The organism is Streptomyces sp. NPDC045899 (assembly GCF_056431485.1).
The window spans coordinates 113,640-137,163 of record NZ_JBWKKP010000020.1; the positions used below are offsets into that span (position 1 = coordinate 113,640).

The 23,524-nt window shown below is 71.8% G+C and carries 26 protein-coding genes, 4 tRNA genes and 1 pseudogene; 8 read left to right on the top strand and 23 right to left on the bottom strand.

Annotation, left to right across the window (positions count from 1 at the left end):
- The first annotated feature begins 101 nt into the window (after window positions 1-101).
- Window positions 102-548: a winged helix-turn-helix transcriptional regulator gene (locus AC07FT_RS26510; protein WP_479178359.1), complete on the top strand. Its 447-nt coding sequence runs from the start codon at window positions 102-104 to the stop codon at window positions 546-548.
- On the opposite strand, the gene mutM is transcribed toward AC07FT_RS26510, so the two are convergent.
- The 9 genes from mutM to AC07FT_RS26555 form a co-directional block, all read right to left on the bottom strand.
- On the bottom strand, window positions 491-1,390 hold the full coding sequence (gene mutM / locus AC07FT_RS26515; RefSeq protein WP_471201981.1) for a bifunctional DNA-formamidopyrimidine glycosylase/DNA-(apurinic or apyrimidinic site) lyase: 900 nt from the start codon (window positions 1,388-1,390) through the stop codon (window positions 491-493). The genes AC07FT_RS26510 and mutM overlap by 58 nt on opposite strands.
- Window positions 1,391-1,499: 109 nt before the next feature.
- Window positions 1,500-2,405, bottom strand: a complete 906-nt coding sequence (gene rnc, locus AC07FT_RS26520; protein ID WP_479178360.1) for a ribonuclease III — start codon at window positions 2,403-2,405, stop codon at window positions 1,500-1,502.
- Between the two features lie 19 nt (window positions 2,406-2,424).
- A complete protein-coding gene (gene rpmF / locus AC07FT_RS26525) occupies window positions 2,425-2,598 on the bottom strand; it encodes a 50S ribosomal protein L32 (protein ID WP_009714764.1) in 174 nt (57 codons plus the stop codon).
- 2 nt (window positions 2,599-2,600) lie between these two features.
- Window positions 2,601-3,191, bottom strand: coding sequence for a YceD family protein (locus tag AC07FT_RS26530; protein ID WP_479178361.1), 591 nt, complete (start codon window positions 3,189-3,191; stop codon window positions 2,601-2,603).
- 183 nt (window positions 3,192-3,374) lie between these two features.
- A complete protein-coding gene (locus AC07FT_RS26535; protein ID WP_479178362.1) occupies window positions 3,375-4,547 on the bottom strand; it encodes a DivIVA domain-containing protein in 1,173 nt (390 codons plus the stop codon).
- A 101-nt stretch (window positions 4,548-4,648) separates the two neighbouring features.
- Window positions 4,649-5,128, bottom strand: coding sequence for a pantetheine-phosphate adenylyltransferase (coaD, locus tag AC07FT_RS26540; RefSeq protein ID WP_254745211.1), 480 nt, complete (start codon window positions 5,126-5,128; stop codon window positions 4,649-4,651).
- Between the two features lie 26 nt (window positions 5,129-5,154).
- A complete protein-coding gene (rsmD, locus tag AC07FT_RS26545; RefSeq protein ID WP_479178363.1) occupies window positions 5,155-5,742 on the bottom strand; it encodes a 16S rRNA (guanine(966)-N(2))-methyltransferase RsmD in 588 nt (195 codons plus the stop codon).
- Window positions 5,743-5,861: 119 nt separating this feature from the next.
- The gene (gene recG, locus AC07FT_RS26550) at window positions 5,862-8,093 is read right to left on the bottom strand and encodes an ATP-dependent DNA helicase RecG (RefSeq protein WP_479178364.1); all 2,232 of its coding nucleotides are present in this window, start codon (window positions 8,091-8,093) and stop codon (window positions 5,862-5,864) included.
- Window positions 8,094-8,153: 60 nt separating this feature from the next.
- Window positions 8,154-9,944 (bottom strand): DAK2 domain-containing protein, encoded by a 1,791-nt coding sequence (locus AC07FT_RS26555; protein WP_479178365.1) that lies wholly within the window; start codon window positions 9,942-9,944, stop codon window positions 8,154-8,156.
- A 221-nt stretch (window positions 9,945-10,165) separates the two neighbouring features.
- Here AC07FT_RS26555 and rpmB point away from each other — a divergent pair.
- Window positions 10,166-10,276, top strand: a pseudogene (gene rpmB / locus AC07FT_RS26560) (50S ribosomal protein L28); the annotation flags it as partial.
- 212 nt (window positions 10,277-10,488) lie between these two features.
- On the opposite strand, the gene thiD reads toward rpmB, so the two are convergent.
- Together thiD and AC07FT_RS26570 are read right to left on the bottom strand one after the other, a co-directional pair.
- Entirely contained in the window at window positions 10,489-11,328 is an 840-nt protein-coding gene (gene thiD, locus AC07FT_RS26565) for a bifunctional hydroxymethylpyrimidine kinase/phosphomethylpyrimidine kinase (RefSeq protein WP_479178366.1), read from the bottom strand.
- Window positions 11,329-11,338: 10 nt separating this feature from the next.
- Window positions 11,339-12,307 (bottom strand): thiamine-phosphate kinase, encoded by a 969-nt coding sequence (locus AC07FT_RS26570; protein WP_254745219.1) that lies wholly within the window; start codon window positions 12,305-12,307, stop codon window positions 11,339-11,341.
- 137 nt (window positions 12,308-12,444) lie between these two features.
- On the opposite strand from AC07FT_RS26570, the gene AC07FT_RS26575 reads away from it, so the two are divergent.
- Together AC07FT_RS26575 and AC07FT_RS26580 are read left to right on the top strand one after the other, a co-directional pair.
- A complete protein-coding gene (locus AC07FT_RS26575; protein WP_254745221.1) occupies window positions 12,445-12,678 on the top strand; it encodes an Lrp/AsnC ligand binding domain-containing protein in 234 nt (77 codons plus the stop codon).
- Window positions 12,679-12,697: 19 nt separating this feature from the next.
- Window positions 12,698-13,195, top strand: a complete 498-nt coding sequence (locus AC07FT_RS26580; RefSeq protein WP_471201967.1) for a DUF3515 domain-containing protein — start codon at window positions 12,698-12,700, stop codon at window positions 13,193-13,195.
- Between the two features lie 58 nt (window positions 13,196-13,253).
- Here AC07FT_RS26580 and AC07FT_RS26585 read toward each other — a convergent pair whose 3' ends face one another.
- Genes AC07FT_RS26585 through AC07FT_RS26595 form a run of 3 tightly spaced genes read right to left on the bottom strand, consistent with a single transcriptional unit; the run spans window position 13,254 to window position 16,241 of the window.
- Window positions 13,254-14,426, bottom strand: a complete 1,173-nt coding sequence (locus AC07FT_RS26585) for a D-alanine--D-alanine ligase family protein (RefSeq protein WP_254745225.1) — start codon at window positions 14,424-14,426, stop codon at window positions 13,254-13,256.
- Between the two features lie 34 nt (window positions 14,427-14,460).
- Entirely contained in the window at window positions 14,461-15,480 is a 1,020-nt protein-coding gene (locus AC07FT_RS26590; protein ID WP_254745227.1) for an NAD(P)H-dependent glycerol-3-phosphate dehydrogenase, read from the bottom strand.
- Window positions 15,477-16,241: a lysophospholipid acyltransferase family protein gene (locus AC07FT_RS26595; RefSeq protein WP_471201964.1), complete on the bottom strand. Its 765-nt coding sequence runs from the start codon at window positions 16,239-16,241 to the stop codon at window positions 15,477-15,479. The genes AC07FT_RS26590 and AC07FT_RS26595 overlap by 4 nt, the downstream gene beginning before the upstream one ends.
- A 171-nt stretch (window positions 16,242-16,412) precedes the next feature.
- Between AC07FT_RS26595 and cofC the strand changes: the two genes are divergently transcribed.
- The gene (gene cofC, locus AC07FT_RS26600) at window positions 16,413-17,138 is read left to right on the top strand and encodes a 2-phospho-L-lactate guanylyltransferase (RefSeq protein ID WP_479178367.1); all 726 of its coding nucleotides are present in this window, start codon (window positions 16,413-16,415) and stop codon (window positions 17,136-17,138) included.
- A gap of 180 nt (window positions 17,139-17,318) precedes the next feature.
- A complete protein-coding gene (locus AC07FT_RS26605; RefSeq protein WP_254745233.1) occupies window positions 17,319-17,522 on the top strand; it encodes a hypothetical protein in 204 nt (67 codons plus the stop codon).
- Between the two features lie 97 nt (window positions 17,523-17,619).
- Here AC07FT_RS26605 and AC07FT_RS26610 read toward each other — a convergent pair whose 3' ends face one another.
- From AC07FT_RS26610 to leuC, 4 genes are all read right to left on the bottom strand, one after another.
- Window positions 17,620-18,195 carry an HU family DNA-binding protein gene (locus tag AC07FT_RS26610; protein WP_431777022.1) on the bottom strand — a complete coding sequence of 192 codons (576 nt, stop codon included), beginning with the start codon at window positions 18,193-18,195 and terminating at the stop codon, window positions 17,620-17,622.
- 122 nt (window positions 18,196-18,317) lie between these two features.
- Window positions 18,318-18,563 (bottom strand): SCO5555 family protein, encoded by a 246-nt coding sequence (locus AC07FT_RS26615; protein WP_176180444.1) that lies wholly within the window; start codon window positions 18,561-18,563, stop codon window positions 18,318-18,320.
- 124 nt (window positions 18,564-18,687) lie between these two features.
- Window positions 18,688-19,281: a 3-isopropylmalate dehydratase small subunit gene (leuD, locus tag AC07FT_RS26620; protein ID WP_471201956.1), complete on the bottom strand. Its 594-nt coding sequence runs from the start codon at window positions 19,279-19,281 to the stop codon at window positions 18,688-18,690.
- A gap of 6 nt (window positions 19,282-19,287) precedes the next feature.
- A complete protein-coding gene (leuC, locus tag AC07FT_RS26625; RefSeq protein WP_254745239.1) occupies window positions 19,288-20,718 on the bottom strand; it encodes a 3-isopropylmalate dehydratase large subunit in 1,431 nt (476 codons plus the stop codon).
- A gap of 143 nt (window positions 20,719-20,861) precedes the next feature.
- On the opposite strand from leuC, the gene ndgR reads away from it, so the two are divergent.
- The gene (gene ndgR / locus AC07FT_RS26630) at window positions 20,862-21,578 is read left to right on the top strand and encodes an IclR family transcriptional regulator NdgR (RefSeq protein WP_254745241.1); all 717 of its coding nucleotides are present in this window, start codon (window positions 20,862-20,864) and stop codon (window positions 21,576-21,578) included.
- Window positions 21,579-21,847: 269 nt separating this feature from the next.
- On the opposite strand, the gene AC07FT_RS26635 is transcribed toward ndgR, so the two are convergent.
- Window positions 21,848-22,339, bottom strand: coding sequence for a DUF4188 domain-containing protein (locus AC07FT_RS26635; protein ID WP_471201954.1), 492 nt, complete (start codon window positions 22,337-22,339; stop codon window positions 21,848-21,850).
- Window positions 22,340-22,432: 93 nt separating this feature from the next.
- Between AC07FT_RS26635 and AC07FT_RS26640 the strand changes: the two genes are divergently transcribed.
- Window positions 22,433-23,071: a MerR family transcriptional regulator gene (locus AC07FT_RS26640; RefSeq protein WP_479178368.1), complete on the top strand. Its 639-nt coding sequence runs from the start codon at window positions 22,433-22,435 to the stop codon at window positions 23,069-23,071.
- An 80-nt stretch (window positions 23,072-23,151) separates the two neighbouring features.
- On the opposite strand, the gene AC07FT_RS26645 is transcribed toward AC07FT_RS26640, so the two are convergent.
- The 4 genes from AC07FT_RS26645 to AC07FT_RS26660 all read right to left on the bottom strand — a co-directional run bounded on the left by AC07FT_RS26645 (window position 23,152) and on the right by AC07FT_RS26660 (window position 23,512).
- Window positions 23,152-23,224: transfer RNA gene (locus tag AC07FT_RS26645), tRNA-Glu, on the bottom strand.
- 25 nt (window positions 23,225-23,249) lie between these two features.
- Window positions 23,250-23,321: transfer RNA gene (locus AC07FT_RS26650), tRNA-Gln, on the bottom strand.
- Between the two features lie 13 nt (window positions 23,322-23,334).
- Window positions 23,335-23,407: transfer RNA gene (locus AC07FT_RS26655), tRNA-Glu, on the bottom strand.
- A 32-nt stretch (window positions 23,408-23,439) separates the two neighbouring features.
- A tRNA-Glu gene (locus tag AC07FT_RS26660) sits at window positions 23,440-23,512 on the bottom strand.
- Window positions 23,513-23,524: the final 12 nt, after the last annotated feature.

Below are 23,524 nucleotides of genomic sequence, written 5' to 3' on the forward strand. Positions count from 1 at the left end.
CTCCTCAGGCGTCGTAACTCGGTGCTGACGCAACAAGAGAAGCACTAACTTTTAGAAAGCGCAACCTCAGAGTTAGCGCTGCGGACGAGTATGGTTGCGCCATGGACCGTGAACACACTGGTACGGCATGTCCCGCGACGGGGACCGGGGACCAGGCCTTCGACGTGTTCGCCCGTGCCTGCCCGTCACGCGCGACGCTGGAGCACGTCACCGGGAGGTGGGGCAGTCTCACCCTGGGCGCGCTGCGCGAGGGCACGCTGCGCTTCAACGAGCTGCGGCGCCGGATCGACGGCGTCAGCGAGAAGATGCTGTCCCAGACGCTGCACGCGCTGGAGCGCGACGGACTGGTGCACCGCGACGCGCAGCCGACCAACCCCCCGCGCGTGGACTACCGGCTCACCCCGCTGGGCGCCGCGGTCGCGGAGCGGCTGCTGGCCCTGATCGACCTGGTCGAGGAACGGATGCCGGAGGTGCTGGAGGCCCGGACGGCCTACGACGGCACCCGCGCGGACAGCGGCGGTACGGCGGCCGGGCGCGGCGGGCGCTGACAGCGCGGGCAGAAGTAGCTGGAGCGGTTCATCCAGGGGCGGCGGCGCATCGGGGTGCCGCAGCGGCGGCAGGGCTCGTTCTCCCGGCCGTAGGCGTCCAGGGAGCGCTCGAAGTACCCGGACTCGCCGTTCACATTGACGTAGAGGCTGTCGAAGCTGGTGCCGCCGACCGCCAGCGCCGCGGTCATCACCTCGCGTACGTGGCCGAGGAGTTCGGCACTGCGCGGACGGGTGAGGGTCGCGGTCGGCCGGTCGTAGTGCAGCCGGGAGCGCCACAGCGCCTCGTCCGCGTAGATGTTGCCGACCCCGCTGATCAGCGACTGGTCGAGCAGGGCGCGCTTGACTGTGGTCCGGCGGCGGCGCAGCGCGGTGTGGAACGCCGCCTCGTCGAAGGCGGGGTCCAGCGGGTCCAGGGCGATATGCGCGATGGCGTCGGGCAGTCCGTCCGCGGCGCCGGGCACGGTGTCGTGCAGGGAGAGGCCGCCGAAGGTGCGCTGGTCGACGAAGCGCAGCTCGGTGCCGGTGTCATCGGCGAAGCGCATCCGGACGCGCAGATGCTTCTCGTCCGGAGCGGTGTGCGGCTGGACCAGCAGCTGACCGCTCATCCCGAGATGGGCCAGGACCGATTCGGCGGCGTCCTCGAACGGCAGCCACAGATACTTGCCGCGGCGGCGGGCCACGGAAGTGGTGCGGCCGGTCAGCCGGGCCGCGAAGTCCTCCGCGCCGCCGAGGTGGCGGCGGACCGCACGGGGGTGCAGCACCTGGACCTCGGCGACCGTACGGCCGCTGACCCAGCGCTCCAGTCCACGGCGGACCACCTCGACCTCGGGCAGCTCGGGCAACGCGGGCCTCCTTGAGCCTGAAGCCCTCCCGCCCCGCGGGGAACGGCCTGAGCCGTCCGCCGCGGGGCGGGAGGAGCCGTATCGACAGTACGGACGGTGCGGAAGGAGATCAGCGTGCCGTGGAGGCCGTGTCGGCGGCGGCTCCGCCGTCCGCCGCGGTGGCGGACGCGGCGTCCGCCGCGGTGGCGGACGCGGCGTCCGCCGCGGCCTTCGCCGAGGCTTCGGCCTTCGCCTTGGCCTCGTCGGCAGCGGCGCGGATGGCGCGCCAGGCGGCCTCGGCCGCCTGCTGCTCGGCTTCCTTCTTGCTGCGGCCGGTGCCGGTGCCGTACGCGACACCACCGACGCGGGCGGCAGCCGTGAAGGTCTTCTCGTGGTCGGGCCCGGTCTCGGAGACCAGGTACTCGGGAACCCCGAGACCCTCGGTGGCGGTCAGCTCCTGGAGGCTGGTCTTCCAGTCCAGGCCGGCGCCGAGATTCGAGGACTTCTCGATCAGCGGGTCGAAGAGCCGGTGCACCAGTTCGGCGGCGGCGTCGAGCCCCTGGTCGAGATAGACGGCGCCGATCACCGCTTCGAGGGTGTCGGCGAGGATGGATGCCTTGTCCCTGCCCCCGGTGCCCTCTTCGCCCCGGCCGAGCCGGATGAAGGCGCCGAGATCGAGCCCACGGCCCACCTCTGCCAGCGCACGCGAGTTGACCACCGCGGCCCGCAACTTGGCCAGCTGGCCTTCCGGCAGGTCCGGGTGGATGCGGTACAGCGTGTCGGTGACCACCAGGCCGAGCACGGAGTCCCCGAGGAACTCCAGCCGCTCGTTGGTGGGCAGCCCGCCGTTCTCGTAGGCGAAGGAGCGGTGGGTGAGCGCACGCACCAGAAGGGCGGACTCGAGCTGGTACCCGAGCCGCCCTTCCAGGATCGTGTGGGACGAGGCCGTGTCCGCCTGGACCGCTTCACCGCCGCGCGGATGACCCCCGCGAGGTTCACCCCCGCGCTTGCGGGGAGGCGTAGTGGCGTCTGACATAGAGCCTGTCACCCGCCGATCAGACCTCGAGGACCTGGCGGCGGTTGTAGGTGCCGCAGCTCGGGCACGCGATGTGCTGCTGCTTCGGCTCGTGGCAGCGCTCGCACGCCACCAGGGTGGGGACCGCAGCCTTCCACTGCGACCGGCGGTGGCGCGTGTTGCTGCGCGACATCTTCCGCTTCGGAACAGCCACGGCTACTTCTCCTGTGGGTCATCCCCGCGCTCGCGGGGTGCGTTGTCCTTCTCGCCGTCCCTGATGGTGTCGGCAAGTCCCTGCAGCGCCGCCCAACGGATGTCGGCGGCGTCGTGGTGGTGGTCCGGGTCGTCCGCGAGCCGCGCACCGCATTCGGCACACAGCCCCGGGCAGTCCTCCCGGCACACCGGCTGCAGCGGCAGTGTGAGCACCACCGCGTCCCGCAGCACGGGCTCGAGGTCGAACAGGTCGGCCTCGAGGAAGAGTGTCTCCTCTTCCTCGGCGTCGTCGCCGGTGTCCGCTTCGCGGCTCCGGTCGTCGGCGTCGGGGTAGGAGTACATCTCCTGGAAATCCGCTTCGAGCTCATGCTCCAGCGGCTCCAGACACCTTACGCACTCCCCCGTGAGCGGCGCACGGGCGGTGCCTGTGACGAGCACCCCTTCCATGACCGACTCAAGACGGAGGTCGAGCTCCACGGTCGCACCCTCCCGCACCCCGATGACCTCGATACCGAGGTCCTTGGGTGCCGCCACGGAGCGGGAGATCCTTTTCAGCGCGCCGGGACGACGACCCAGCTCGCGTGTGTCGAACACGAGGGGGGCACGGTGGTCGAGGCGGGCGTTCAGGGCTTCCTGCTTTCTACGCTGCGGCGGGCCGCCCGGAGCTGGTGCAAGGTGGGCAGCCGAGATCGCGGACGTACGCGCGACCGAAGAGCCAGGATACTGGACGGCCCGCCGTAGACCCAATCCGGCCGGTGAGGGCGGACCGGGGCCGGACTAGCGGCCCTGTTCGTACTGACGGAGCTGATCGAGGTCGATCATGCTCGTGTCGAACAGGCTGGTCTCGTCCAGCGCCGCGCCCTGCTGCGCCTGCGGGTGCTGCTGGGGGTGCTGGTGCTGCTGGTGCTCCGGGGCGGCGTATCCGGCGGCCGGGTCGTACCCCTGGGCCTGCTGCGGCCAGCCGTAGGCGTCCTGCTGCCCGTAACCGGACTGCGCGGCCGCGGCGTAAGGGTCCTGCTGGGGCATGGGCGGCACGTACTGCTGCGGGTAGCCGTAGGCGTCGACCTGCGGCGGTGACTGCGGCTGGCCCTGGGCCTGCTGCGGATAGCCCGCGGTGGCGGCGTAGTACCCGGCGTCGGCTGCGGCGTGCTCCGGCTGCGCGACGGGCACCTCGGCCGGGGCGACCGGGACGTCCGGGGCGAGCCCCATCCCGGACCGGGCGAGGTCCGCGAGGTAGTCGTCGTCGCTGGTGTGCAGACCGCCGGCGGCCGCGTCCTGGGCTGCCATATGGGCGCCCAGCTCATCGGCCGGACGCGCGCCCAGCAGCTTCTGACGGCCGCGGCCGACCGCCTCCAGCGTCTTGGCGAGCACCGCCGAGACCGCGCCCAGCTTGGTGTCCACGTAGTCGTCGGCCCGCTGGCGCAGGGTGTGCGGATCGGCGCTGCGCTCGGGTGCCTCCTCCGGCTGTCCGGCCGCGGCCGTCCCCTCGCCGTAGGGGTCCGCGGGGGCGCGGCCGAGCAGCTTCTCCCGGCCGCGGTCCACCGAGCCGATGGTCTTGGTCAGCACGACCTCGAAGTTGGCCAGCTTGCTGTCGACGTAGTCGTCGGCCTCCGCGCGGATCTCCTCGGCCTCCCGGCGGGCCTCCCCCAGGATCCGGTCCGCCTCCTCCTGGGACTGCCGGGCCACCTCGGTGCCGGAGATCAGCGAGGTGCGCTGGGTGTGCGCGGCCTCGATGATCCGGTCGGCCTCCTGACGGGCCTCCTCGACCATCTGGTCACGGCCGCCGATCAGCTCCTGGGCGTGGGCGAGCGAGTCCGGGAGCGCCGCCCGCACCTCTTCGAGCATGGCGAGCAGCTCGGCGCGGTTGACCACGCACGAGGCCGACATGGGCATGGACCGGGCGCTGCCGACGGCCTTGACGATCTCGTCGAGCTTCTTCTGCACGTCCACTGTGACTGCTCGCAGACTGATCGGATGCGGATGGGCACGAACGGGGACGACTGTACGGCCAGCGGGCCCCTCCCGGACACCCGCTGACACCCCGTCAGCGGCTACTTCCGTCCGAGCCTCTCGGTCAGGGCCTCCAGCACCAGCGGGGGCACCAGATGGGCGACGTCGCCGCCCCAGGCCGCGACCTCCTTGACCAGGCTGGAGGAGAGGAAGCTGTAGGTGGGATTGGTGGGGACGAACAGCGTCTCCACGCCCGACAGGCCGTTGTTCATCTGCGCCATCTGCAACTCGTAGTCGAAGTCGCTGACGGCTCGCAGCCCCTTGACGATCGCGGGGATCTCACGCTGCTTGCAGAAGTCGACCAGCAGTCCGTGGAACGCCTCCACGGAGACGTTCCCGTACTCCGCGGTGGTCTGGCGGAGGAGGTCCATGCGCTCCTCCACCGTGAACAGCCCCTGCTTGGACTTGTTGATCATCACGGCGACGTACACCTCGTCATAGAGCTTCGAGGCGCGGCCGATGATGTCGAGGTGTCCGTTGGTGACGGGGTCGAAGGACCCCGGACAGACTGCGCGGCGCAACAGTGGTTCCTCGCTCTCGGGTCCGGTCATGACGCGTTGTCGCACGTCGAGGCGGCGCGACCGTACCAAAGCGTGCCCTCGCCGTAACGACGGGCCCGCAGTCCCTCGTAACCGTCCGGCCACCCGAACTCCCCGCCTCGTGTGCTCCGCTCCACGGTGACCAGCGCGTCCGGCGCGAGCCAGCCCTTGTGGCGGAGTGTGAGCAGGATCTCGCGGAGATCGTCGTCGGTCACGGCGTACGGCGGGTCCAGGAAGACCACGTCGTACGGGCCGGTGGCGGGCGCCGGTCCGGCCAGGGCCTGTTCGGCCTTCGCGGTGCGCAGCTCGGCCCCGGGCAGGCCGAGGGCACGGATGTTCTCGCGGATGGTGCGGGCCGCGCGCTGGTCGGATTCCACCAGCAGTACGTGGGCCGCGCCCCGGGACAGCGCCTCCAGGCCGACCGCGCCCGAACCGCCGTACGGATCCAGGACCCGTGCCCCGTCGAGGGAGCCGAGCATCGACTCCCAGGTGGAGAACAGGCCCTCGCGCGCCCGGTCCGAGGTGGGTCGGGTGCCGTTTCCGGGGGGCACGGCCAGCCGTCGGCCGCCGGCCGCTCCGGCGATCACGCGGGTCATGGGTCAGGCAGTCCTTCGGGGTGGTCGGGGCAGCGGAGGCCGCGTGGTCACGCGGCGCCGCCCCTCCACGATATGGCGTCCCGGGCGGCCGGGGGCCGCCGAGCTCCCGCCGGCGGCCGTCAGCCCTTGTCGAGGAACTCCTCGCGCTCCTCGTCCAGCAGGGCGTCCAGCGCGGTGCGCAGCTCCGGATAGCCGGTGAGCTCCGGATCGGCCGTGACCAGGGCGGTGGCCTCCTCCCGGGCCGCGGCGATGACCTCCTCGTCGTCGATGACCGCGAGCACCCGCAGCGAGGAGCGGGCGCCGGACTGGGCCTGGCCGAGCACATCGCCCTCGCGGCGCTGCTCCAGGTCGATCCGGGACAGCTCGAAGCCGTCCAGGGTGGCGGCGACCGCGCCGAGCCGGGTCCGCGCGGGACTGGCCTCGGGCATCTCGGTGACCAGCAGACACAGCCCGGGGGCCGAGCCACGGCCCACCCGGCCGCGCAGCTGGTGCAGCTGGGAGACGCCGAACCGGTCGGCGTCCATGATCACCATGGCGGTGGCGTTCGGCACGTTGACGCCGACCTCGATGACGGTGGTGGCCACCAGGACGTCGACGGCACCCGCGGCGAAGCGGCGCATCACCTCGTCCTTGGCCTCCGGCTGCATCCGGCCGTGCAGCACCTCCACCCGCAGATCGGCCAGCGGGCCCCTGGCGAGCTGCTCGGCGATGTCCAGCACGGCCAGCGGGGGCCGCTTCTCGGCCTCGGCCGCCTCGGCTCCCTCTTCCCCGGACGTCTTCTGCTTCGCGGCCTTGGTCTCGTCCTCCTCGTCACCGATGCGCGGACAGACGACGTACGCCTGGTGGCCGCCCGCCACCTCCTCGCGCACCCGCTCCCACGCGCGGGCCAGGAAGTGCGGCTTGTCCTTGGCGGGCACCACATGGGAGGCGATCGGGGAACGTCCGGCGGGCAGCTGGTCCAGGACGGAGGTCTCCAGATCGCCGAAGACGGTCATGGCCACGGTGCGCGGGATGGGGGTGGCCGTCATCACCAGCAGATGCGGGGGCTGCTTGCCCTTGGAGCGCAGGGCGTCCCGCTGCTCGACGCCGAAGCGGTGCTGCTCGTCGACGACCACCAGCCCCAGGTCGTGGAACTGGACCTTGTCCTCGATCAGCGCATGGGTGCCGATCACGATCCCGGCCTCGCCGGTGACCAGGTCCAGCAGGGCCTGACGGCGGGCCGCGGCGCCCATGGAGCCCGTGAGCAGCACCACCTTGGTGCCCTGTTCGGCGCCGCCCAGCATGCCGCCCTCGGCCAGCTCGCCCATCATCTCCGTGATCGAGCGGTGGTGCTGCTGGGCGAGCACCTCGGTGGGCGCGAGCATCGCCGCCTGTCCCCCGGCGTCCACCACGCCGAGCATCGCCCGCAGCGCCACCATGGTCTTGCCCGAGCCCACCTCGCCCTGGAGCAGCCGGTGCATGGGATGTTCGGTGGCGAGGTCGGCGAAGATCTGCTCGCTGACCCGGCGCTGGCCGTCGGTGAGGGTGAACGGCAGCCGGGCGTCGAACGCGGTGAGCAGACCGTCCTCGACCGGACGGCGCGGGGCCGCGGGCAGTTGGGCCTCGGCCCGGCGGCGCCGGGCCAGGGCGACCTGGAGGACGAACGCCTCGTCCCACTTCAGCCGGTCCCGGGCGGCGGCGATGTCCGCCTTGGTGCGGGGCCGGTGGATCTTGCGCAGCGCCTCGGGCAGGGTGGCCAGGCCCCGGCCTTCCCGCAGCGCCCCGGGCAGCGGGTCCACCAGCTCGGCCAGGACGGCGTCCTCGCTGCCCGCGGGGCCCAGCACGGTGTCCACGGCCTGCTGGATCTGCCAGGACTCCATCTGCTTGCACGCCGGGTACAGCGGCAGCAGCTGGTTGGCGAACGCCTCGACGGCGTCCGCGCCGCTCCCGGCGCCCAGGGGCTTGAACTCCGGGTGGGCCAGCTGGCGCTTGTGGTTGAAGACCGTGACCTTGCCCGCGAACATGCCGCGGGTGCCGGGGACCAGCTGGGTACGGGGCTTGTGGACGCCCTTGCCGAAGAAGACGAGCTGGAGACGGCCGCTGCCGTCGGTGATGGTGACCTCCAGGCGCTGTCCGCGCCCCCCGTTGAACTTCAGCACCCGGGCGTCCGCGACCTGCGCGACCACGGTCACATGCTCGTCCAGGGGCAGATCGGACAGCCGGGTCAGCTCACCCCGCTCCGCGTACCGCCGCGGGTAGTGGTGGAGCAGATCGCCGACCGTGTGCAGGCCGAGGTGCTCGGCCATCACCTTCGCGGTGTTGCCGCCGAGGACCTTCTTCAGGGGTTCTTCGAGCACGGGCACGGAGTCCATTGCACACCACCGCACCGACAGACGGCGCCAGGCGAGGGGACACGGCACCGTCCCACGGGGTCATTCGATGCCTATGATCAGCGGCACGGAGGGCTGGCCGCCCCGGTAGACGACCGTGTCGACGGCGAAGTGCACATCACGCACATGGCGTTCCAGCCGCTCGGCGAGGTCGTCCGGCAGATCCTCGCCCAGCACCAGCGTCACCATCTCGCCGCCCGCGGCCAGCATCCGGTCCAGCACGGTCTCCGCGGTGTCCGCCAGTCCGGCCCCGATCACCGCCACATCGCCGTCGATCAGCCCGAGGACGTCCCCGGCCTGGCACACCCCGGCCATCGTCCAGGACTGGCGCTCGGCGACGGCCAGTTCGGCGTAGCGGGTGGCGCCCGCGGCCGAGGTCATGGCGACGACGTCCTCGTCGAAGCTGCGCGCGGGCTCGTGCACGGCGAGCGCGGCGATGCCCTGGACCGCGGAGCGGGTGGGGATGACGGCGACCCGTACGCCCTCGGTCCGGGCCTGGGCCGCGGCGGCCGCGGCGGGGTGGCGCAGTCCGGCGTCGTTGGGCAGCAGGACGACCTCGCGGGCGTGCGCCCGCCGGACGGCCTCGGCCAGCTCACCGCTGGGGGGCGGCTCCCCGGGGCGGGCGGTGACCACGGTGGCCCCGGCACTCGCGCACAGGGCGGCCAGCCCGTCGCCGGGGACGACGGCGACCACCGCGCGGGCCGCGAGCGGGGTGCCCGGTGGCTCCTGGTCGCGCGGTTCCTCCGGGCGCCGCCCGGCGGTGTCCGCACTCAGCCGGTCCGGGTGTCCGGTGGCGCCGAAGTGGGTGATGCGGATCCGGTACGGCCGTCCGGCCTGGATACCCGCCTCCACGGCCGCGCCCGCGTCGTCCACATGGATGTGGACGTTCCACAGACCGTCGCCGCCGACGACCACCAGGGAGTCACCGAGGGTGTCCAGCCGCTCGCGCAGCCGGGCCACGGCGGCGTCGTCCGCCTCCAGCAGATAGATCACCTCATAGCCGGGTCCGTCGGAGGAGGACGCCTCTGCGGCGCAGTCCCCGGCGTCCGGAAGTCCCGGGGGCCGCGGTGGCGTGGCGGACGCGCGCTCGGCGGTGCGGGGCCGTCCCGGGGCGGCGGGGGCCGCGGGGGCCTCGCCCGACAGGGTCTCGGCCAGTCCGCCGAGCACGGTCACCAGGCCGTAGCCGCCCGCGTCCACGACGCCCGCGCGGGCGAGCGCGTCGAGTTGTCCGGGGGTGGCCTGAAGCGCGGCGCGCGCCCCCTCGTACGCGGCCCGCGCCACCGTGCCCACATCGCCGGTGGCCCGTTCCGCGCCCTCGGCGGCGGCCACCGCGACGGTCAGCACGGTGCCCTCGACGGGGTGCGCGACGGCCAGGTAGGCCAGCTCGACCGCGCGCCGCAGAGCCCGGCGCAGCCCGTCGGCCTCGTCGGTCCTCCCGCCCCGGTCCCCCTCGCCGGGGCGGTCGTCGGCCAGCACATCGGCCATCCCGCGCAGCAGCTGCGCCAGGATGGTCCCGGAGTTGCCCCGGGCGCCGATCAGCGCGCCATGGGCCATGGCGCGCACCACATCGGCGAGGGTGGGGCGGGAGGCGGCGGCCGAGGCGGCGTGGCCGTCGAAGGCGGCGTCCACGGCCCGCGCGGCGGATTCGACGGTCAGGTAGAGATTGGTGCCGGTGTCCCCGTCCGCGACCGGGTAGACGTTGATCGCGTCGATCTCCTCGCGGGCCCGGCCCAGTGCGTCCAGTGCCAGCCCGCACCAGGTCCGTACCGCATCGGCGTCGAGCGTGTGCGGCACGTACGTCCTCCTCGGGAGGGCTGGGGCGGGGTCCGTCATCGGATCATCGCAGGGTAGTCGCCGCCCTCGGCGGGTGCCGGGGCAGCCATGATAGTTTCGTTGTACGGGAGTGGCCGTTGTATGCTGCTCCGGTTGCCCGATGAGAATCGGGCCATTCCCCCAGGCGCCGCCGGTCCCCCAGGATCTTGGCAACGTCCGGGGTTCCCGTAAGTGTCTGTCTCCTCGCGAGAAGCGAGGCTGACCCGTCTTTGGAGTAACCCGTGGCTGCCAACTGCGACGTCTGCGGCAAGGGGCCGGGCTTCGGCAACAACATCTCGCACTCGCACCGCCGCACCCGCCGTCGTTGGAACCCCAACATCCAGACGGTGCGCGCTGTGGTCGGTCGTACCCCGAAGCGGCTCAACGTCTGCACCTCGTGCATCAAGGCCGGCAAGGTCTCGCGCTAGGCGCACGGCCTCCCCGCTCACGCGGGATACCGGTGCTCAGGCCGGTCCACCGATGACGTGGACCGGCCTTTTCGCATGCCCTCAGACGGCCTTCCGGCGGTCTGAGGGCGCTTCCCCGTCCCGGTTCACGGCCCGGTTCACAGCCAGCCGTGGTCGACCGGGCCGATACCGCCGCCCAGGGGGAATCCCGCCGCGATGGCGCCGGTGACGTACTGCTTGGCGGCCGTGACGGCGCGCGGGACGTCCTCGCCGCCCGCGAGATAGGTCGCCACGGCCGAGGCGAGGGTGCAGCCCGTGCCGTGCGTATGGCGGTTGTCGTAGCGCGGCGCCCGCAGCCAGTGCTCCTCGCTGCCGTCGGTGAGCAGATCCACCGCGTCGCCCGCCAGATGACCGCCCTTGATCAGCGCCCAGCGCGGCCCGAACGCCAGCACCGCCTCCGCCGCTCGCCGCAGATCGTTCTCCGACTCCACCTGGACACCGGTGAGCTGGGCCACCTCGTCCAGGTTGGGCGTGGCCACCGTGGCGGTCGGCAGCAGCTTGGTACGGACCGCGTCGAGCGCGTCGGAGGCCAGCAGCGCATCACCGTGCTTGGAGACCCCGACCGGGTCGACCACCACCGGAACGGTCAGTTCAGCCAACAGCGCGGCGACGGTCTCGACCAGTCCGGCGGTGGCCAGCATCCCGGTCTTGACCGCCTGGACGCCGATGTCGTCCACCACACTGCGGAACTGGGCCCGGACGGCCTCGGCGGGCAGCTCCCAGGCGCCCTGTACCCCCAGGGAGTTCTGCGCGGTCACCGCGGTGATCACACTCATCCCGTGGGCGCCCAGGGCCAGCATCGTCTTCAGATCGGCCTGGATGCCCGCCCCGCCGCCGGAGTCGGACCCTGCGACGGTGAGCACCCGGGCGGGCGCCCCGGTGGTGCGCGCCATCCGCGGCGGACGGGCGGGCGGCTGGGGACGGGAGGAGAACGGCATACGCCCGAATCTACTCGGCGTCCTGGTCGTCACCGAAGTGGTCCCACCCCGCGTGCAGCCAGGGAGCGCCGTCCACCGTCACCTGCGGCAGCGCCGAGGGGTTGAGCACCCCGCCGATCACCTTCCAGCGGGCGGGCAGCTTCACGTCCGGCGGGAAGGTGGCCACGATCGCGTGGTCCTCTCCCCCGCTGAGCACCCACTGCAACGGATCGACGCCCACCGCCTGTCCGATGTCCGACATCTGCGAGGGGATGTCGATGTCCCCCGAGCGCAGGTCGATCCGGACGCCACTGGCCTCCGCGATATGTCCGAGATCGGCGACCAGGCCGTCGCTCACGTCGGTCATGGCGGTCGCGCCGAGCCCGGCGGCCGCGGGGCCCGCGTGGTACGGCGGTTCCGGACGGCGGTGCGCCTCGACGAAGGCCCGCGGGGAGCGGAACCCCCGGGAGAGCACCGCGTGTCCGGCCGCCGACCAGCCCAGCCAGCCGGTGACCGCGACAACATCGCCCGGCTGGGCACCGGATCGGGTGACCGGCTCGTGGTTGCGCAGATCGCCCAGGGCGGTGATCGCGACCGTGATGGTGTCCCCGCGCACCACATCGCCACCGGCCACCGCGGCGCCCGCCACCTGGCATTCGTCCCGGATGCCGTCCATCAGCTCGGCCGGCCAGGTCACCGGCAGATCGGCGGGGACCACCAGCCCGAGCAGCAGGGCGGTCGGCACCGCGCCCATCGCCGCGATGTCGGCCAGGTTCTGTGCCGCGGCCTTGCGGCCCACGTCGTACGCGGTGGACCAGTCCCGGCGGAAGTGGCTGCCCTCCAGCAGCACATCGGTGCTCGCCACCACCCTGCGGTCGGGTGCGGCCACGACCGCGGCGTCGTCACCGGGCCCCAGCTTCACCGCCGGGGTGGTGGTGAGCCGTGAGGTGAGCTCCCTGATGAGCCCGAACTCCCCCAACTCGCCCACGGTGCCCTTCATCCCATTGCCCCTTCGTACCGATGGCTCATTGCCCGCCGCGGCGCGCACCGAGCGCGGGTCTCCCCGAGCCGCCTGGCGACGCGGTACCGTGGCGTCCCTTCTCCCCACATGATCCTCGTAGGCGCCCTGGAGGTTCCGTGGTACAGGCGTACATCCTGATCCAGACCGAGGTCGGCAAGGCATCGACCGTGGCCGACGTCATCGCCAAGCTCTCGGGAGTGATCCAGGCCGAGGACGTCACCGGACCGTACGACGTGATCGTGCGGGCCCAGGCCGACACAGTCGACGAGCTGGGACGCATGGTCGTCGCCAGAGTCCAGCAAGTGGAGGGCATCACGCGCACCCTCACCTGCCCGGTGGTCCATCTGTAGTCCCCCGTATCATCGAGCGGTGAATTCCGCACACCGTACTTCCACCCGAAGGTCCGTCCCGCTGGTCGCCACCGCGGCGCTGGTCCTGTGCTCGGTGGCCGGCTGCTCGTTCACCAACGACTCCGACGACACCGGGGCACCGGCGGTTCCCAAACCGACGAAGCAGGCCGCCGCCTTCTGCCGGGCACTGCACAAGGAGCTTCCCCGCACCGTGAACGGGCTGAAGCGGGGCACCGCCGATCCCGTCTCGGACTTCACGGCCGTCTGGGGTGACCCCGCCGTACAGCTGCGCTGCGGGGTCTCCCGGCCGGCCGCCGCGGCCACCTCGACCCGCTCCGCCGGGGTCAACGGCGTGGAGTGGCTGCCCGAGGAGCAGGACGACGGCTATCGCTTCACCACGGTACTGCGCCGGGCGTACGTCGAGGTGACGGTGCCGGAGAAGTACGCGCCGGAGGTCGATCCGCTGATCGACCTCGCCGACGCCGTCAAGAAGACCGTGCCCGAGGGCGTGGCCTAGACCGTGTCGTTCGGATCTTCGCGGGTCCGCGAAGATCCGAACGACACGGCCCAGCGCCTCAGCGCAGTCCGGTGGAGCGGCGCAGCGCGGCCTGGATCAGCCGGTCGACCAGCTCGGGGTAGCCGACCCCGCTCTCCTGCCACATCCGCGGGTACATCGAGATCGGGGTGAACCCGGGCATGGTGTTCACCTCGTTGATCACGAACTCGCCGTTCTCCAGCAGGAAGAAGTCGGCGCGCACCAGGCCCTCGCAGGACACCGCGTCGAACGCCCGCACCGCGAGCTCCTGGACCCGCCGGGTCTCCTCCTCGGTGAGCGGTGCGGGCACCACGCCGTCGGCGGAGTCGATGTACTTGGCCTCGAAGTCGTAGAAGTCATGGGCGGAGACCGGCGGGATCTCGGCGGGCACACTGGCGCGCGGGCCGTCCTCGAACTCCAGCACCCCGCATTCGATCTCGCGGCCGCGCAGCAGCGCCTCCACGATGACCTTGGGGTCGTGGGCCCGTGCCTCCTCGATCGCGGCGTCCAGCCCGGCGGCGTCGTCGACCTTGGTGATGCCGATGGACGAACCGGCCCGGGAGGGCTTCACGAAGAGCGGCCAGCCGTGCTCCCCGGCGAAGTCCACGATCCTGCGGCGGGCGGCAGCGGGGTCCTTCTCCCATTCGCGGGGGCGGATCACCTCGTACGGGCCGACCGGCAGCCCGAAGGAGACGAACACCCGCTTCATGTACTCCTTGTCCATGCCGACGGCCGAGGCGAGCACACCCGCGCCCACGTAGGGCACCCCGGACAGCTCCAGCAGCCCCTGGAGGGTGCCGTCCTCGCCGTAGGGGCCGTGCAGCATGGGGAAGACCACGTCCACGTCGCCCAGGGCCTTGGGCACCGATCCGGGCTCGCTGTAGACGACCTCACGGTTGCCCGGGTCGACGGGGAGCACGACCGAGCCCTCCACGGACTCGGCGAGCCCCGCGACGGTCGGCAGCTCGCGGTTGGCGATGGCCATCCGCTCGGGCTCGTCGGCGGTCAGGGCCCAACGGCCGTCCGAGGTGATGCCGATCGGCAGCACGTCGTACTTCTCGCGGTCGATCGCCCGCAGCACGGCGCCCGCGGTGACCACGGAGATGGCGTGTTCCGAGCTGCGCCCGCCGAAGACGACGGCGACGCGCGGCTTCCGCGGCTCACCTTCGGAGGAGGCCGGGACAGGGCGTGGGGAAGGGGTCTGGCTGCTCATATCGCGTTGAGGTTACCTTGCGGTTCCGGCGCCGTCAGTGCCGCTCGGCCTTGGCGCTGCGCGACATCAGCTCTTTGAGTGCGACGAGCGGCTGTTTGCCGTCGTGCACGATGCCGACCACGGTCTCGGTGATGGGCATGTCGACATCGTGGCGCCGGGCGAGATCGGCCACGGACTCGCACGACTTGACGCCCTCCGCGGTCTGCCGGGTGACCGCGATGGTCTCCTCCAGCGTCATCCCGCGGCCCAGATTGGTGCCGAAGGTGTGGTTGCGGGAGAGCGGCGAGGAGCAGGTCGCGACCAGGTCGCCCATGCCCGCGAGCCCCGCGAAGGTGTGGGCGTCGGCGCCCATCGCGAGTCCGAGCCGGGTCGTCTCGGCCAGTCCGCGGGTGATCAGCGATGCCTTGGCGTTGTCACCCAGGCCCATGCCGTCGGCGATACCCACGGCCAGCGCGATCACGTTCTTCACGGCGCCGCCCAGTTCACAGCCGACCACGTCGGTGTTGGTGTACGGGCGGAAGTACGGGGTGTGGCAGGCGGTCTGGAGGCGGCGGGCCACCTCCTCGTCGCGGCAGGCCACGACGGACGCGGCGGGCTGCCGGGCGGCGATCTCCCGGGCCAGGTTGGGGCCGGTGAGCACGGCCACCCGTCCGGCCACCTCGGCGCCGGGGGACGCCTTGCCGACGACCTCCTCGATCACCTCGCTCATCCGCTTGGCGGTGCCGAGTTCGACGCCCTTCATCAGGGAGACCAGCACGGTGTCGGCGGGCAGCAGCGGCGCCCAGCCGGCGAGGTTCTCGCGCAGCGTCTGGGAGGGCACCGCGAGCACGGTGAACTCCGCGTCCCGGGCGGCCTCGGCCGGGTCGGTGGTGGCCCGCACCCCGCGCGGCAGCTCGGTGCCGGGGAGATAGTCGGGGTTGACGCGGTCGCTGTTGATCGCGTCCACCAGCCCGGCGCGGCGGCCCCACAGCGTCACCTCGCATCCGGCGTCGGCGAGCACCATCGCGAACGCGGTGCCCCAGGAGCCGGTGCCGAAGACGGCGCAGCGCGTCACTTGCTCTCCTCTTCGGCCACGGGGCGCGGCTGGTCGGCGGAGTGGGGGCGGGCGGCGGGGATGTCCGTGGCGGCGCGGACGGGCGCGGCCTCCCCGCGCACCTCGGCGAGGAGGTCGGTGATGGCGGCCATGATGGTGTCGGTGGCGGCCCGCAGCACCTCGGCGGTGGGCTCCTGGCCGTAGTACGCCGACAGGTCCACCGGCGGTCCGGCGTGCACCTTGAGGGTCTTGCGCGGGAAGAGGCGGACCTTCTTCTCCTTGGCGTACGGCGGCACGGCCTCGTTGGCGCCCCACTGGGCGACGGGGATGACGGGCGCCTTGGTCAGCAGGGCGACCCGGGCCGCGCCGGTCTTGCCCCGCATCGGCCACATCGCGGGGTCGCGGGTGAGGGTGCCCTCGGGATAGAAGGCCACGCACTCGCCCTTGTTGATGGCGTCCACGGCGGCCCGGAAGGCGTTGGCCGCGTCGGTGGACTCGCGGTAGACCGGGATCTGGCCGGTGCCGCGCAGGAAGGTTCCGACGAAGCTGCCCTTGAAGAGCGCGGCCTTGGCCAGGAAGCGCGGCACCCGTCCGGTGTTGTACTGGAAGTGCGCGTAGGAGAGCGGGTCGAGATACGAGTTGTGGTTGATCGCGGTGATGAATCCACCGTCGGCGGGAATGTGCTCCATTCCGTGCCAGTCCCGCTTGAACAGAACCACCATGGGCGGTTTGACCAAGACCGCTGCCATGCGGTACCAGATGCCGATTCTGCGGCCGGACACTCGGAACATCCTCCTCTTTGACCCTGCTGACCTGCTGGCTTGCTGCCGTCCGGGCAGCCGCACAAGTGTCGCTCCAGGTACCCGGTCTGTCGAGGACACCGTAACCCCGCCCGTCCCGGCGGAGCCTGGCAGCGGGTGAGAATGAGGCCCGTGGGAACAAACGGAGCCCGTGTGGCGTGGACGCTGGTGGTGCCGCTGAAACCCCTGGCCCGGGCCAAGAGCCGGCTGTCCGAGGCCACCGGGGACGAGCTGCGGCCCGGACTGGCGCTGGCGTTCGCGCTGGACACCGTGGCGGCGGCGCTGTCGGCCGGGCTGGTACGGGGGGTGACCGTGGTCACCGACGACCCGCTCGCCGGGAGCGAGCTGTCGGCGCTGGGCGCCCGGATCCTGCCCGACCCGCCGGGAAGCGGACTGAACGCGGCGCTCGCGCACGCCGCGCGCGCGGTCCGGGAGGACCGCCCAGGAGCCGCCGTAGCGGCACTCAACGCCGATCTCCCGGCCTTGCGGCCCGCCGAGCTCGACAGGGTGCTCGAGGTCGCTTCCGGCCTCTCACGCGCCTTTCTGGCGGATGCGGCGGGGGTGGGCACCACCCTTCTCTCCGCGGCACCGGGCACCGCGCTCGCCCCGGCCTTCGGCGGCGCCTCCCGCACCCGGCACCGGGCGTCGGGGGCCCGGGAGATCGAACTGACCGGTGTGGACTCGGTACGCCGCGACGTGGACACCGGCGAGGACCTGCGCGCCGCGCGGGCGCTGGGCGTGGGTCCGCACACCGCCCGGCGGCTGGGCCCGGTGGCCGCGTCCGGCCCCGCGCCGGGACCCGTTCCCGGCCCCGGAGCCCGGCCCGCCGCCCCGGAACGGGCGTGCGGCGGCAGCCCCCTCCCGGCCGACCAGGGCTGACCCGGCGGACGGGGCACGGCGGGTGCGGCACCCGTGCCGCGCCGGTGGCGGTGCACCCAGTGGCGTCCCACCCGGTGGCGAGACGTCCCGGGGCGGTCGGCCCGAGGCGCCGGACCGGCCCGGTGCCGGGGCGGCGGGCGGGGCGAACCCCGGCCGGCCGCGGCGCATAGGGTGGCGGTCATGCAGGGAACCGCGTACACCTACGACCCCGAGACCCGTGCCGGGAGCGTGCTGCTCGACGACGGCACCCCACTCCCCTTCGACGCGGCGGCCTTCGACGCCGGGGGGCTGCGGATGCTGCGCCCGGGGCAGCGGGTGCGGATCGAGGTGGCGGGCGAGGGCGACGACCGCCGCGTGGTCTTCGTGACCCTCCAGACCTTCTGAACACCCCGGACACACCACGCACCCGGGGAAACACCGCGGGCCGGGCTCCCCGAGGGAGCCCGGCCCGGCGCGTGACGTAACGGCGGTGCGCCGCTGACTAGCGCTTCCTGGCGGTGGTCTTCTTGGCGGTCTTACGCGCGGCGGTCTTGCGCGCGGGAGCCTTCTTCGCCGTGGCCTTCTTGGCGGTGGTCTTCTTGGCCGCCGTCTTCTTGGCCGTGGTCTTCTTCGCGGTGGTCTTCTTGGCGGTGGTCTTCTTCGCCGCCGTCTTCTTCGCGGTGGTCTTCTTGGCCGTGGTCTTCTTCGCCGTGGCCTTCTTGGCGGCCGCCTTCTTGGCGGCGACCTGGAGGCTGCCCTTGGGAGCCTTCTTCACGGCGACCTCGCCACCGCGCGGAAGCTTCTTCGAGCCGCTCACCAGGTCCTTGAAGCCCTGGCCCGCGCGGAAGCGGGGCACAGAGGTCTTCTTGACCCGGACCCGCTCACCGGTCTGCGGGTTCCGGGCGTACCGGGCAGGACGCTCCACCTTCTCGAACGAGCCGAATCCGGTGACCGAAACTCGATCCCCGCCGACGACCGCGCGGACGATGGCGTCCAGGACCGCGTCGACCGCCTCGGCGGCGTTCTGCCGGCCGCCGAGCTTGTCGGCAATCGCTTCTACGAGCTGCGCCTTGTTCACGTCTTCCCCTTCGGAGACATTGCCAGAACGAATCTGTCCAGGCTTTTTCGCACGTTAGGCAGATATATACCGCAAATCAACCACGAAACGGGCTAATCACCCTTGTGCCGCAACGCACTCGGTCACGGACTTCCGTCGGAGTCGGGATCTTCGGGGAAACGCCCCTCGTCGAGGTCGTTCATCAACCGCTCCAGACGCCTTGCCGCGTCTGCGAGATCGTGTTTCGCCGCTGACGTGATGACCAGCAGCTTCCGGGACAGCGCCATCCGTACGCCCTCCGGGACTTGCAGTGTGCGCACCCTTGTGTGCGCTTCCTTGAGCCGGGCGGCGACAAGACCGTAGAGCTCGAGTTGGCCGTCGCGTTCCATGCACTGATTGTGCCATCTGAGGCGAGTTGTCGCTTCACGGGGCCTCAACATGCCGATGCGCCGCCGGTCCGAGGACCGGCGGCGCATCATGCCAAACCTGCTCTGTACAGGGAGAACCGGGGGGTCAGAGCTGCACCGTGCGGGGCTTGAAGGAAGGACGACCCGCCTCGTACGCGGCGATGTCGGCCTCCTCCCTGAGGGTGAGACTGATGTCGTCCAGACCCTCCAGCAGTCGCCAGCGGGCGTTCTCGTCAAGCTCAAATTCAGCCGTGATGCCTTCGGCACGCACCTGGCGGTCGACGAGGTCCACGGTGACCTCCGCGGCCGGGTCGGATTCCACCAGCTGCCACAGCCGGTCCACCGTCTCCTGCGGCAGCACCACGGTCAGCAGCCCGTTCTTGAGGGAGTTGCCACGGAAGATGTCGGCGAAGCGGGACGAGATCACGGCCTGGAAGCCGTAGTTCTGCAACGCCCACACCGCGTGCTCGCGGGAGGAGCCGGTACCGAAGTCCGGACCGGCCACCAGGACGGTCCCGCCCTTGTGCTCGGGGCGGTTGAGCACGAACTCCGGGTCCTTGCGCCAGGCCTCGAACAGCCCGTCCTCGAATCCGTCGCGGGTGACCTTCTTGAGCCAGTGCGCAGGAATGATCTGGTCGGTGTCGACGTTGCTGCGGCGCAGCGGTACGGCCCGGCCGGTGTGCGTGGTGAATGCTTCCATGACTGCTCAGGCCCCCACGGGAACGGTTGCGTCGACGTCGGACAGATCGGCGGGCGAGGCCAGATGGCCCAGTACCGCGGTGGCGGCGGCCACCTGTGGTGAGACCAGATGGGTGCGGCCGCCCTTGCCCTGCCTGCCCTCGAAGTTGCGGTTGGAGGTGGACGCCGAGCGCTCACCGGGCGCGAGCTGGTCGGGGTTCATGCCCAGGCACATCGAGCAGCCCGCGTGGCGCCACTCGGCACCGGCCGCGGTGAACACCTTGTCCAGCCCTTCCTCGACGGCCTGGAGGGCGACCCGCACCGAGCCGGGGACCACCAGCATCCGCACCCCGTCGGCCACCGAACGGCCCTGGAGGATCGAGGCGGCGGAGCGCAGGTCCTCGATCCTCCCGTTGGTGCAGGAGCCGACGAAGACGGTGTCGACCGCGATGTCCCGCAGCGGCTGACCCGCCGTCAGACCCATGTACTCCAGCGCCTTCTCGGCGGCCAGCTTCTCGCTCGCGTCCTCGTAGGAGGCGGGGTCGGGCACCGAGGCCGACAGGGGCGCGCCCTGACCGGGGTTGGTGCCCCAGGTGACGAACGGGGCGAGCTCGGAGGCGTCGATGACGACCTCGCGGTCGAAGACGGCGTCGTCGTCGCTGCGCAGGGTGCGCCAGTACGCGACGGCCTCGTCCCAGTCGGCGTCCCGGGGGGCGTGGGGACGGCCCTCCAGGTAGCGGAACGTGGTCTCGTCCGGTGCGATCATGCCCGCGCGGGCACCCGCCTCGATGGACATGTTGCACACGGTCATCCGGGCCTCCATCGAGAGTTTCTCGATGGCGGGGCCGCGGTACTCGATCACATAGCCCTGGCCGCCGCCGGTACCGATCCTCGCGATGATCGCCAGGATCAGGTCCTTGGCGGTGACGCTCTCCGGCAGCTCACCCTCAACCGTGATCGCCATGGTCTTGAACGGGGCCAGCGGCAGCGTCTGGGTGGCGAGCACATGCTCGACCTGGCTGGTGCCGATACCGAAAGCGAGCGCGCCGAACGCGCCATGGGTGGAGGTGTGGCTGTCACCGCACACCACGGTGGTGCCGGGCTGGGTCAGTCCCAGCTGCGGTCCCACCACGTGGACGACGCCCTGCTCGACATCGCCGAGCGGGTGCAGCCGTACGCCGAACTCCGCGCAGTTCTTGCGCAGCGTCTCCAACTGGGCACGGGAGACGGGGTCGGCGATCGGCTTGTCGATGTCGAGGGTCGGGGTGTTGTGGTCCTCGGTGGCGATGGTGAGATCGGTACGACGGACCGGGCGCCCGGCCTTGCGCAGGCCGTCGAACGCCTGCGGGCTGGTCACCTCGTGCAGCAGGTGCAGATCGATGAAGAGGAGGTCGGGCTCGCCTTCGGCGTGCCGGACGACGTGGTCGTCCCAGACCTTCTCCGCGAGTGTCCGTCCCATCGCTTTCCCTCCGGCCGGCGTCGCTGCACGGCCCAAACTCGTGCCGAGTGCGTGCCCTGGTCTGCGGGCCCGCCATTCCAGAGTGGCGGGTCTCCCGGAAAATTGAACTTGCGTTTCACACTGTGAGACGCGAGTATCGTTGCATGGACAACTCTAGCGGCGTCGGCGTTCTCGACAAGGCGGCTCTGGTTCTGAGCGCTCTGGAGTCCGGTCCGGCCACCCTCGCCGGGCTGGTCGGGGCGACGGGCCTCGCGCGGCCCACGGCACACCGGCTGGCGGTGGCTCTTGAGCACCACCGGATGGTGGCGCGTGACATGCAGGGCCGTTTCATCCTGGGCCCGCGCCTGGCCGAGCTGGCCGCGGCGGCGGGTGAGGACCGGCTGCTCGCGACGGCCGGCCCGGTGCTCACGCACTTGCGGGACGTGACGGGCGAGAGCGCGCAGCTCTACCGGCGCCAGGGCGATATGCGGATCTGTGTGGCGGCGGCCGAGCGGCTGTCCGGACTACGGGACACCGTGCCGGTCGGCTCCACGCTGCCCATGAAGGCGGGCTCGGCCGCCCAGGTACTGATGGCCTGGGAGGAGCCGGAGCGGCTGCACCGCGGGCTCCAGGGGGCCCGCTTCACGGCCACCGCCCTGTCGGGCGTGCGGCGGCGGGGCTGGGCCCAGTCGATCGGCGAGCGCGAGCCGGGCGTGGCGTCGGTCTCCGCCCCGGTGCGCGGGCCGTCCAACCGCGTGGTCGCCGCCGTATCGGTCTCCGGACCGATCGAGCGACTGACCCGCCACCCGGGCCGGATGCACGCCCAGGCCGTCATCGACGCCGCCGCGCGCCTCAGCGAGGCCCTCCGCCGGGGCAACTGACCGCCCGCCCCCCGCGGGCCCGGGCCCCACCGCACGACCGGGCCGCCGGACGCCCCCGGGGGGCGTCCGCACGCATCCCGGCCGGCCCGGCCCGGGGTGGGACACACGCCCGGGCCGTGGTCGACGCCACCGCGTGACCCAGCAGGGCCGTCCGCCGAGGCGGCCACCCCTGACCGGGGGCGCCCGGGCCCGGCCGCCCCGTCAGGGCGCGAAGCGCTGATGGCACCCCGGGGCCGTGCCCGCCCGGCGCGGAGTCCGACCCGCGGTGTTCAGGCGCCCTTGAGTGACAGACGGTCCGCGGCGCGCTCGCCGCGGCGGCCGACCGGCACCACGCCGGTGGCCTTTCCGAGCCCGAATTCCGGCATGTTGATGTACACCGACTCATGGGCCCCGGCCGGGACCACATAGGTCTCGTGCCAGAAACCGACCTTGCCCCGGCCCTCCCGTATCCGGCGGTTGAACGCCGCCCAGGCGGGCCGGTGCTCCTTGTCCTGGGCCACGGAGTACTCCAGCAGCCGCTCGTGCGAGGCCCAGTACTGGACCACGTAGATCACCCGCGGCGGTCCGAACAGCAGCTGGTAGCCCAGCATCCCGCTCCCCTCGTCCTTCGACAGCTCGCGCAGCATCCTCGGCATCGCCTTGAACACCGGCAGCCAGCTGCGCAGCGCCCGGAAGCGGTTGATGCGCATGCCGATCAGGAAGAGCGTCACGTCCCCCTCAGCCTCGGCGGTCATACGTCCCGCAAGCAGCTCGGCACCCATGGTGATCCCCCTCGTTCCTCGCCCTGTACGATTGGATAGCGCCACTATCCATGGGTTAGATAGTGCCACTCTCCAAGGGAAGGTGCAACCGGTATGCGACTGGCGGAGCTCAGCGAACGCAGCGGAGTGTCCACCGCGACGATCAAGTACTACCTGCGCGAGGGGCTACTGCCGCAGGGCGAACGGATCACCGCCACCAAGTCCGAGTACGGCGAGGAGCATCTGCGCAGACTGCGGCTGGTCCGGGCGCTGATCCAGGTCGGCCGGATGCCGGTGGCCACCGCCCGTCAGGTGCTGGAGGCCGCCGAGGACGAGTCGCTCAGCGAGAACACCCGGATGGGGGCCGCGGTCTGGGCGCTGCCGCACGGCCCGGAGCCCGATGAGGGCGACCCCGTGACGGCGTCCGCCCGGGAGCAGGTGGACATCCTGCTGGAGCGGCTGGAGTGGAGGCACTGCCAGGAACTGGGCGACATCGCCCCCGCGTACCGGATGCTGGTGTCGGCCGTCGCGACCCTGGACCGCCTCGGATATCCGCATGAGACCGGCCACTTGCAGCTGCACGCCCGGCTCGCGGCCGAACTGGCCGTCGCGGACCTGGATCTGGTGGAGACCTACACCCCGCAGGAGCGGATCGAGGCGGTCGTCGCCCTGACCGTGCTGTACGAGCCGGTGCTGCTGAGCCTGCGACGGCTGGCGGAGACAGAGGAGTCCCACCGGCGCTTCGACGGCTGAGGGGACGCGCCCCGGGGCATCGGCCCCGGGACCGGGAAAGCGAAAGGCCCTCCGCGCATACGCGGAGGGCCTTTTCTCTGTACCCCCGACCGGATTCGAACCGGCGCTACCGCCTTGAGAGGGCGGCGTGCTAGGCCGCTACACAACGGGGGCCTGTATCAGCACGAGCTGTACTGCGCTGGGCTACCAGGACTCGAACCTAGACTAAATGAACCAGAATCACTCGTGCTGCCAATTACACCATAGCCCATGGTATAGACCAGTACCCCCGACCGGATTCGAACCGGCGCTACCGCCTTGAGAGGGCGGCGTGCTAGGCCGCTACACAACGGGGGCCCTAGCGACCCCTCCGTTTCCGAAGGAATCCGTACCCCCGACCGGATTCGAACCGGCGCTACTGCCTTGAGAGGGCAGCGTGCTAGGCCGCTACACAACGGGGGCTTGTCCTGCTTG

Excerpts from the sequence above, each read along its gene's own strand:
- rsmD (WP_479178363.1), bottom strand. The coding sequence starts at position 5,742 with ATGACCCGCGTGATCGCCGGAGCGGCCGGCGGCCGACGGCTGGCCGTG.
- recG (WP_479178364.1), bottom strand. The coding sequence starts at position 8,093 with ATGGACTCCGTGCCCGTGCTCGAAGAACCCCTGAAGAAGGTCCTCGGC.
- AC07FT_RS26510 (WP_479178359.1), top strand. The coding sequence starts at position 102 with ATGGACCGTGAACACACTGGTACGGCATGTCCCGCGACGGGGACCGGG.
- AC07FT_RS26555 (WP_479178365.1), bottom strand. The coding sequence starts at position 9,944 with ATGACGGACCCCGCCCCAGCCCTCCCGAGGAGGACGTACGTGCCGCAC.
- AC07FT_RS26585 (WP_254745225.1), bottom strand. The coding sequence starts at position 14,426 with ATGAGCAGCCAGACCCCTTCCCCACGCCCTGTCCCGGCCTCCTCCGAA.
- AC07FT_RS26640 (WP_479178368.1), top strand. The coding sequence starts at position 22,433 with ATGCGACTGGCGGAGCTCAGCGAACGCAGCGGAGTGTCCACCGCGACG.
- leuC (WP_254745239.1), bottom strand. The coding sequence starts at position 20,718 with ATGGGACGGACACTCGCGGAGAAGGTCTGGGACGACCACGTCGTCCGG.
- ndgR (WP_254745241.1), top strand. The coding sequence starts at position 20,862 with ATGGACAACTCTAGCGGCGTCGGCGTTCTCGACAAGGCGGCTCTGGTT.
- thiD (WP_479178366.1), bottom strand. The coding sequence starts at position 11,328 with ATGCCGTTCTCCTCCCGTCCCCAGCCGCCCGCCCGTCCGCCGCGGATG.
- leuD (WP_471201956.1), bottom strand. The coding sequence starts at position 19,281 with ATGGAAGCATTCACCACGCACACCGGCCGGGCCGTACCGCTGCGCCGC.
- AC07FT_RS26605 (WP_254745233.1), top strand. The coding sequence starts at position 17,319 with ATGCAGGGAACCGCGTACACCTACGACCCCGAGACCCGTGCCGGGAGC.
- AC07FT_RS26570 (WP_254745219.1), bottom strand. The coding sequence starts at position 12,307 with ATGAAGGGCACCGTGGGCGAGTTGGGGGAGTTCGGGCTCATCAGGGAG.
- rnc (WP_479178360.1), bottom strand. The coding sequence starts at position 2,405 with ATGTCAGACGCCACTACGCCTCCCCGCAAGCGCGGGGGTGAACCTCGC.
- AC07FT_RS26615 (WP_176180444.1), bottom strand. The coding sequence starts at position 18,563 with ATGGAACGCGACGGCCAACTCGAGCTCTACGGTCTTGTCGCCGCCCGG.
- AC07FT_RS26635 (WP_471201954.1), bottom strand. The coding sequence starts at position 22,339 with ATGGGTGCCGAGCTGCTTGCGGGACGTATGACCGCCGAGGCTGAGGGG.